10 protein-coding genes and 1 pseudogene are annotated in these 7,799 nt (G+C 46.4%); 4 read left to right on the top strand and 7 right to left on the bottom strand.

The window, feature by feature from the left end:
- Positions 1-55: 55 nt before the first annotated feature.
- Positions 56-214 carry a hypothetical protein gene (locus tag HA494_07155; GenBank protein NHV97544.1) on the top strand — a complete coding sequence of 53 codons (159 nt, stop codon included), beginning with the start codon at positions 56-58 and terminating at the stop codon, positions 212-214.
- A gap of 241 nt (positions 215-455) precedes the next feature.
- Here the strand turns inward: HA494_07155 and HA494_07150 are convergent.
- Positions 456-672 (bottom strand): annotated as a pseudogene (locus HA494_07150) (ribbon-helix-helix protein, CopG family).
- 115 nt (positions 673-787) lie between these two features.
- On the opposite strand from HA494_07150, the gene HA494_07145 reads away from it, so the two are divergent.
- Entirely contained in the window at positions 788-1,060 is a 273-nt protein-coding gene (locus tag HA494_07145; protein ID NHV97543.1) for a hypothetical protein, read from the top strand.
- Between the two features lie 22 nt (positions 1,061-1,082).
- On the opposite strand, the gene HA494_07140 is transcribed toward HA494_07145, so the two are convergent.
- From HA494_07140 to HA494_07120, 5 genes are all read right to left on the bottom strand, one after another.
- Positions 1,083-1,250, bottom strand: coding sequence for a hypothetical protein (locus HA494_07140; protein ID NHV97542.1), 168 nt, complete (start codon positions 1,248-1,250; stop codon positions 1,083-1,085).
- 60 nt (positions 1,251-1,310) lie between these two features.
- Positions 1,311-1,865 (bottom strand): hypothetical protein, encoded by a 555-nt coding sequence (locus HA494_07135; protein NHV97541.1) that lies wholly within the window; start codon positions 1,863-1,865, stop codon positions 1,311-1,313.
- A 3-nt stretch (positions 1,866-1,868) separates the two neighbouring features.
- Positions 1,869-2,879 (bottom strand): DNA primase, encoded by a 1,011-nt coding sequence (locus HA494_07130; GenBank protein ID NHV97540.1) that lies wholly within the window; start codon positions 2,877-2,879, stop codon positions 1,869-1,871.
- Positions 2,880-2,992: 113 nt separating this feature from the next.
- On the bottom strand, positions 2,993-4,021 hold the full coding sequence (locus tag HA494_07125) for a hypothetical protein (protein ID NHV97539.1): 1,029 nt from the start codon (positions 4,019-4,021) through the stop codon (positions 2,993-2,995).
- Positions 4,022-4,045: 24 nt separating this feature from the next.
- Positions 4,046-5,614, bottom strand: a complete 1,569-nt coding sequence (locus HA494_07120) for a DNA topoisomerase I (protein NHV97538.1) — start codon at positions 5,612-5,614, stop codon at positions 4,046-4,048.
- A gap of 155 nt (positions 5,615-5,769) precedes the next feature.
- Between HA494_07120 and HA494_07115 the strand changes: the two genes are divergently transcribed.
- The gene (locus tag HA494_07115; protein ID NHV97537.1) at positions 5,770-6,678 is read left to right on the top strand and encodes a TerC family protein; all 909 of its coding nucleotides are present in this window, start codon (positions 5,770-5,772) and stop codon (positions 6,676-6,678) included.
- Positions 6,679-6,692: 14 nt separating this feature from the next.
- Here HA494_07115 and HA494_07110 read toward each other — a convergent pair whose 3' ends face one another.
- Entirely contained in the window at positions 6,693-7,235 is a 543-nt protein-coding gene (locus tag HA494_07110) for an arginine decarboxylase, pyruvoyl-dependent (protein NHV97536.1), read from the bottom strand.
- 186 nt (positions 7,236-7,421) lie between these two features.
- Here HA494_07110 and HA494_07105 point away from each other — a divergent pair.
- Positions 7,422-7,799, top strand: a 378-nt coding sequence (locus HA494_07105) for a PH domain-containing protein (GenBank protein ID NHV97535.1), incomplete at its 3' end; no start/stop codon positions are given.

Below are 7,799 nucleotides of genomic sequence, written 5' to 3'. Positions count from 1 at the left end.
TTGCTGAGTTTGCTTATACATGCTGGAAGGGTATGGAGCTACTCGGGTGGGTCAAATGGGAGAAGAATGTTTTGATTGTGGAAAGGATCTGAGAGAGATCATCTCATCTCTAGATAAAGTTGCAAAAGAGGCTGAAGGAGGAAGTGAAACAGAGCGCTTCCTGATTCTGTTAAGCTGGTTGAATGAGGAACTTATAAAGAGAAGGGGTAGGTAGAATAATTATAGTGGGCGGTTTCGCTGCTGAGATCTACTCAGCAAGAGCCTATAGAACGGGAGATGTGGACATAATCGTTGAAGGGGACGTAAAATTCGTTAGAGAGTTCCTTAAGGTGGTCAGCGATGTTGGCTTAACCTTCTGAAGTTTCCACAGTTCGCCGAAAAGGCATCGATATAGTGGGAGATAGTTATGAGAAGCAGAAGAAGGCGGTGGAGCTTAGTATCAAAGGTAGAACAATTTACATCATACCGCTGGAAGAGGTGGTTGCTTCGAGCTTAGCGGCTTCTAGAATCCTTCCTATCCTTCCAAGTATTCTTCTAATCTCTTCCTCCACGGCCTTCCTAACCTCCTCTTCAAGAGCCCTTCTAATCACTTTGCTCACAGATATGCCGTATCTTTTTAAGCTTCTCTCGCAAAGTCTTATCTATCCTAGCAGATACCGTCACATAGGTCAACTCTATTACCAAAGAGTTAATATCAAAAATGTAATACTTAAGAATAATTGAGCAGTTATTCACTTGGTATAGTAGAAAGAGTTAATAGGTTGGTCAAACATTTGAATCATAGGTCTTGTCCGATATAGAAAGTGACCCCGACTTTGAGAGCCTCGTAGGTCAAGAGCTGGTGACCTACGCACAGCTTAAGAGGATAAGAGAGTATCTCATAGCGAAGCTAGCCTTCAGAAGCCCTAGGGTTAGCAAGAGGATTATACATCACAACAATAAGGTGTATCTGCTTACGATAAGGCTTGAGGAGGTTAAGCCGAAGATAGAGGTTCCCGAGGGTGTGCCTGAGCCTGAGAGTGCTGCGCATCAGACAGCCGAAGCGAAGAGCGGAGAATAACCTCCAAGCAGTCTGGTGAGCCCTACTCCTTTTCAGTCTTCTCTAAAGCTTCTACGTCGAATTCGAAGGCGCCGCTCTGCCTAGCTAAGAGACCTAACGCTTCGATCAGAAGGTTTCCAAGATACACCTTGTCAACCCAAGAGAACTTCGGCTTAAACCTTACTTTAAACACAAACTCCTGCTGAGACAACCGAGAGTCGACCGCAGATACTATCTTTACTCCACTATAAAAAGGCAGATGTTTAGGCTGCTACTCATCCAGCCAGATTTCCACAGCAACACCTTGTTCTACAAGTGGCTTGGCGTTCTCCAAAGGTATGGTAGCTACATCCTCGGGCTTGAAAGGTCCGTATCGCCTCAAGTCTACACCGATTATAGCATCAAAGGCTCTTAGGAAGCGTAGGGTTACAAGCTTCCTGATATGCCTCTCTTCTATGCTTGTTAGCAAAGAAAGTTGACCGTTTTTCAACGCATTTACGATCTTACTTAGGCGCCGCTCAGCCTGCTCTTCGGCTTCGAGAATGTATCTTTCTTCAGGCAGCAGATTTGCTTCTTGAAGACCCTTGCCTCTTTTCGCCTTGCTTAGCCTCAGCCTCAGAAGATTAAGTGTAAGGTTCAGCAGAAGTTCTTTCTCCCTTAGCTTGAGATGTGCTGCTAGAGTCTCGCACAGTTGGTCAGAGTTCCTTGTATCCTTTAGGTATAGGGCTACGGATCTATAGGTGTCTTGAGGTATGCGCTTGAGAGCATTATCCAGCATCTCCTCCTCCATCAGCCGACCGATTAGGTTTAGGCTCACCTCAACCAACCTCTACACCAGCTTCGCCAAACCTTGCCCGAGTAGGTAGACTGCTGCTGCAAGTGGTAGTTTAACTTTCTGCGCGGGTTCAAGATAGTAGCGCTGGTCTAGAAGAGTGAAGGAAGGTGCGTAGATCACCTCAACTTCAATATGATCGTCACCGAATGCAACGGCGTCAACAAGAGGGTCGAAGGAGTCCAGCGAAGCTACTCTTTTTTTGATCAACCCTGTCTCGTTATGTAGTGTTCCAGGTAGGCGGAGTATTCTATGTATGTCGGTGGTTACGTTGCTATCTATAGTTACGCCCATCTTCTTTACACATTCTTCAAGTACCTTCTTGAACCCACGATATCCCGATTTTGCGTAAATCTCTATTATCTTCTCCCTAGGGTCGACTCTATTGTTGTCAGCAAAGTATTCCGCTACCCTACCTCTCCAACCAGATTCGCCTACAATAGGGAGCCTTCTCCACAAATCGTCTACACTTGATGCTTTAGCTACACCGATGAATTCAGGCAATAGACCTCTTCCGCACACATAATCAGCCAGCTCCATTCTACCCAACTGATCTAAGTACTCGAAGTCTGTTCCCTCCACAGTAACGTGGTAGCCTTTGCTCCCAGAGAAGTAGACTTTTATCTGCTTCTTTGTAAGACCAAGATCGCTAACAAGAATCTCGATTAACTTCTTAACCTCTTCTTTGGCGCCCTCTAAGCAGTTTGAGCAGACCCAGTTCAGCTGCTTGAAAGAGGTGCTTCCGCATCTACATCGCTTGGGTTTACTTCCCTTTCCTCTTGCGCCGCAGCTGCTGCAGATCCATATGTCGTGTTCTTTTTTACACTCAAGATTTAAGTCGTCGCAGTCTATGTCGAAGGCTATGTCTGCGCCCTTCCACCCTTTTTCTTGCATAGGTAGGGTGGGGTCGTAGTAGTAGGCTATGGAGTAGTAGACCGACCTCGGCGCCTCTTTCACTAGATGGGCTTTTAGCTCCCCCTCGCTCTTGAATGATAGGTGCCTAACCATAGTCCCGCCGAACGGTAGGTAGCCGAACTCTCTCTCCTCAATTCTAATAGGCGCTTCAACCTCCTCAATCCTACTAAAATAGTAGCGTTTGTAGAACTGCTTCAGGAAGAGTTCTACTTGCTCCGTTTTTTTAACCCTCCTTTCGCCCCATATCTTCCAAACTGTATAGGATTCTTTATGTCATCACAAGCCTCGGTTTTAAAGCATAAAGTGTGTGCCTGAAGGGTTCTGCAGCTAGGTGGCCTATACTTTGTGCCTCCCCCTCTTAGCCCAGCTATATGCTCAACTTGATAGCGTGTAAGCCGCTCGTTGAAGTCTGGTGCTTTAGCAAATAGCGAAACAACCTCATCCACACTCTTCCCTATGTTTAGTAGGTAGGTGGTCATAAGGAAACGCCCGTAGTGAGGTATGTTCTGTCCCCTCTGAAGAAGATCGAGTGCGTGTTGAACACAAGGCGGGTATTTGGTAGGCTCTGCTGTTGTTGGTGTAATTGGGGTGAAGGCTTTGATCACCTTCCTCAAATCTTCCACCGCTTCTTGCAGAGCTGGAGTTAGTCTGGGTTGAGGGAGTGACTTGATGCGGCCATATATCATCAATCTAATCTCCTCTCTTATCAGCCTACTCAAACCGTGTGTAGTTAGGTAGACGAACCCTCCATCCACAACCCTATTCACAAGCTTCCATTCTGAGCTGTGCAGATGAACAGCCCTCTTAAGATACTCGATGACGGGGATGCGGTACTCATATTCCACACCACCGAAGGTCTGCTGCACCTCCTCAGCATCCACCCCTGTAACAACCTTAAAGATGTAGGCAACGAGATCTTTTTTACCCTCTTGCTCCAAGAAGTGTTCAACTCTTCTTGCTTCTGCGAGCGAAAATTTTGCGGCAAGTTGCTCAACCTCAAGAAGCTTAACGAGCAGAAGTGCGATGTGGAAGGATAGAAGCTCTTTATCACTTTCTGCGAGCTCATCGTCGATGTAACCCCGTTTATAAGCTTTAATCAGCCGCTCTTTTGCGCTTGATAGAGCTTCTGTATACTCACCTAGCTCTTCTATGCTCACCCCCAGTCTGCTCAGCCGCTCCCTAGCTTCTTCTAGGAAAGGGTATTTGGCGTAATCTTCTGTTCCCAGCTGCAGCATAGGTCATTTGGTCTAGGCTTGAACCTATTTATTTCCCTTCACCTTTATTAGAGGGGTCTTGCTTTCAACCCAAAGGAATTTGCGCTGCAGCGACTTTGGATAGATGAGCTTCCAATCTAACCCGACTTTCTTAGCCCAGCGGTAGTAGACACGCGGGTCTATGTAGTTCTTGAGAGAGGTGTTCAAATTATACTCTTTGGTGGCTTTTGCGAGCTCTAGTTGGAGCTTCGCTTTCCTAATCCTCTGCTCAAGCCTCAGTCTACCTTTCTCAGTCTTAGGTGTGGGTGTGGCCAGAAGTTTCGCTAGACGCTCCTCCTTCTTCCTCATACTCTCATCCCAATTCTTTGGGGGTGTTCGTTTGTGATTACATTTTACAGCCGCTTCTAGATTTGCAAGCTTGGCGTAGTAGAGTTTCACGAAGTCCTCTTCGTCTTTAAGGGTGCCGTTCCTCTGCTCAAGGAAGTCTTTGACCGTCTTTGTCGCTATGTAGGTGCGGAAGACCTTCGCGGTAAGATCTTTATCGAACTTCTTCAGGAAACTGTTAACCTTTTCTGATGTGACGCCGTCAAATATCTGATCTTCGGGCTTCTTTCCTCTCATAAACTCCTTAAAGTTCTCTACAAGATGTGGATCTGGATCATCGATAGTCTTCTGCCACCTTACGCTATCCTTACCGAGGAAGTCAAATTCTATGCCGCGCTGATTCAGCTTGACGTGCTCAACTCTGAGTGTAGTGGCACCTACAGTATCAGCCTCGTCTTCATCCTTTTCGTCACCCACCCTCATAGCTAAAGCGTCTATCAAATAACATACCGTTGCTATTTTCCTAATCTCCTTTCTTTTAGATGAGAGCATCTTCTTTATCGCCCTTCTGATTCTATCAATCTTCTTCTCAAGTTTCGCTGCTGCCTCATACTTTAGGTAGTCTTGCTGCTGCCTTAAGAAAGAAGCTTCGGACAACCACACATACTTATTCTTACTAGGGTCGATCTTATCAACCCACTTAGCAAGCCACATGCTTGTATGATCGTGCACTATGCCACCCCAACGCCCCTCTGGTATAGGTGCATCCTCACCTAGGTTTAGCACGACATCTTCTGGCTTAACACGCTCCTTCCATTTACCACGTAGGGGGTGATTGCCTCTACCCATAAAGATGCCCGGAGGCTCAACCATCCAGTTAAGAACCTCCACTGTTATGCCGTCAACTGTAGCGTAGCCGTACTTCGCTTTGAGCTCCTCACGCTTCTTCTTCCGCTCTTGGGCTAGCCGCTTCTTCTCCTCTTTACTCATAGACTCCTTGGCTCTTTTCTCCTCCTCTATCGCCTTATAGTACTCAGAGAGGTCTATCTCGCTGAATGTTATATCGCGGTAAGAAGGAGGTAGGTGTGGTCTCAGAGATTCGAGGAAGTTCTTTTGAAAGACCTCGTCTTTAACATAGGGTGTATCCTTCTTCTTAGCCCAAGCATAAAGCATCTCCTCAACTATAGGGCTTGGTACGATCCAATCACCTCTCAAACCAACTTTTATGCCCTTAGGCTCATACTCAGGTGGGAAGGCTACACCATTGTGCACCAGAGTCGTCCAACGCATCCTCCTAGGCATCCCGGCTCCACGCTCTCTTTCTGACCGACCTTCAGAATATCGCACTAAAAATTTTTACCCAAAAATAAGAGATCGTGTGAACTCCAGTAACTTTCGCAGATAACTTCTTAAACCCTTTTCTACAACTCCTTAAAGCGATTCGGTTGGAAGAATGGAGCATAACATTCTGGATCGCCTTCCACCTATTGATCGGCATCTTCTTACTAATCGATCTTACAACACGTGGGAGGGATCCAGAAGTCACGTTTAGGAAGGATGTGATGTGGAGCATCATATGGATAGTTGTAGGATTAGCATTCGGCACCTACGTCTTCTGGCACTACGGCCACGAAGAGGGTCTCAAGTATATTACTGCATACGTTGTAGAAAAGTCGCTGAGCGTAGATAACCTATTTGTCTTCTTAGTGATATTCAGTTACTTTGGTGTGCCATTTGTTCACCAGCATAAGACTCTATTCATAGGCATATTATGCGCTATAGTCTTCAGAGGCGCTTTTATAGTCACAGGTATAGCGCTTCTAGAACGCTTCCATTGGATGGTTTACATATTTGGTGGTGTTCTACTTTACTCAGGCTATAAACTTATCAGAAGCGGGTTAGAAGAAGTGGACCCCGAAAAGAATAGAATAGTTAGATTAGCTAAGAGTGTGCTTCCTATATCGCCTAACTACGTAGGTGGTAGATTTTTTGTCAAAGAAAGCAATAAAATAGTCTTCACACCGCTGATCTTAGTGCTTCTAGCCATCGAGACGACAGACATAATGTTCGCTTTAGACTCTGTGCCAGCTGTTCTTGCTGTTACAGAAGAGTTCTTCACAGCCTACACCTCGAACATTATGGCGATACTCGGTTTGAGAGCACTCTACTTTGTTTTAGCTAGGGCGTTGCGTAGACTTACCTATCTGAGCAAAGGCTTAGCAATAGTTCTAACCTTCCTTGGTTTCAAATTCATCTTAAGCGGTTTTGATGTGACCGTGCCTACCCCGCTCTCCCTCTCAATCGTTTTAGGCATCATTTCTGTTTCCGCTTTACTCTCATTGATCAAAAAATAAAGGATGGGTGTAGGTTAGAGCATTATTGCTGCGGCTATTGCCGTGGTCCAGAGACCGTTCTTGTCGCCCTCAGCTGACTGAACGATGTGCCTAGTCTTAACCACTTTACCAGAAATGCGCCAGATCTCTCTGCGAGCATCGTAGCTACGCTCTATGTCGAAGTCTGCACCCATAGTTGAAGCAAGCATAGAAGCGGCTAGATCCTCAGCGTACTCCCCAGCCTTCTCCTGAGTCTGACCGTACGCAGAATGTTCTGAAAGGTAGCCATAGAGCCTCTTATCCTGAGGAATAGCTACACCTATTGCTGCCGCGATGAGCCTATTTGGTTCGTTGGTATCTATTCTACTCATAACACAGAAGGTTATCTGACCTGGCTTCAGCTTCCTTAGCCCAACCTCTCTGGAGACCAGCTTACAGGAAGGTGGGAAGATGCTCGATACGTGGACCAGGTTGCAGAAGGCTATCCCAGCGTCTCTTAGAGCTAGCTCGAAGCTCGCCAGCCTCTCCTTGTGCCTACCTACACCCTTGGTCAAGAAGATCATGCTTGGTACGAACATCCCTATGAAGGAGGTGGTTGAAGCGGAGTATTTAGGGTTTGTTCAGCAGCGTCTAAAGGGCTCTGTTCAACCAGGATAAGGTAAAAAGTTCGCTTACGTTTCCAAAATCAATGAGCCATCGGCGTCCAACCCATTGGTTAGATCGTGAAATACGGAAGGGCTACAGCAGCGTAAAGCACAAACTATATATTTGAGCCAGCATATCTTCTCATACCCATCATAGCGTTCTTCGCCCCCATTATAGCTGCGACTTGCTTTGTCTTCTACTGGTCTTCACGCTACTACCAATCCATAACATTCCGTCTAACGGGCGATGAAGTTGTTGTTGAGCGGGGTGTATGGTGGAGGATAAAAAGTACGGTACCCTACGCTAGGGTAATGTCGGTAGAGGTGGTGCAGGGCCCTATCTCTAGAAGGTTAGGTATAGCGACAGTTGACATACACACAGCAGGCTACACAGGTGTAGCAGGAGGTACTGCTGGTCCAAAGAGTAGAAGAGCAGAAGCATCGATCATCCACATCTCAAACTACTCCGAAGTCAGAGAGAAGGTGTTGAGCCTGGTT

It is taken from the genome of Nitrososphaerota archaeon (assembly GCA_011605775.1).
Classification (GTDB): domain Archaea; phylum Thermoproteota; class Nitrososphaeria; order Nitrososphaerales; family JAAOZN01; genus JAAOZN01.
Note: the sequence above shows the minus strand (reverse complement) of the source record. Positions and strands in the feature narration are given on the sequence as shown.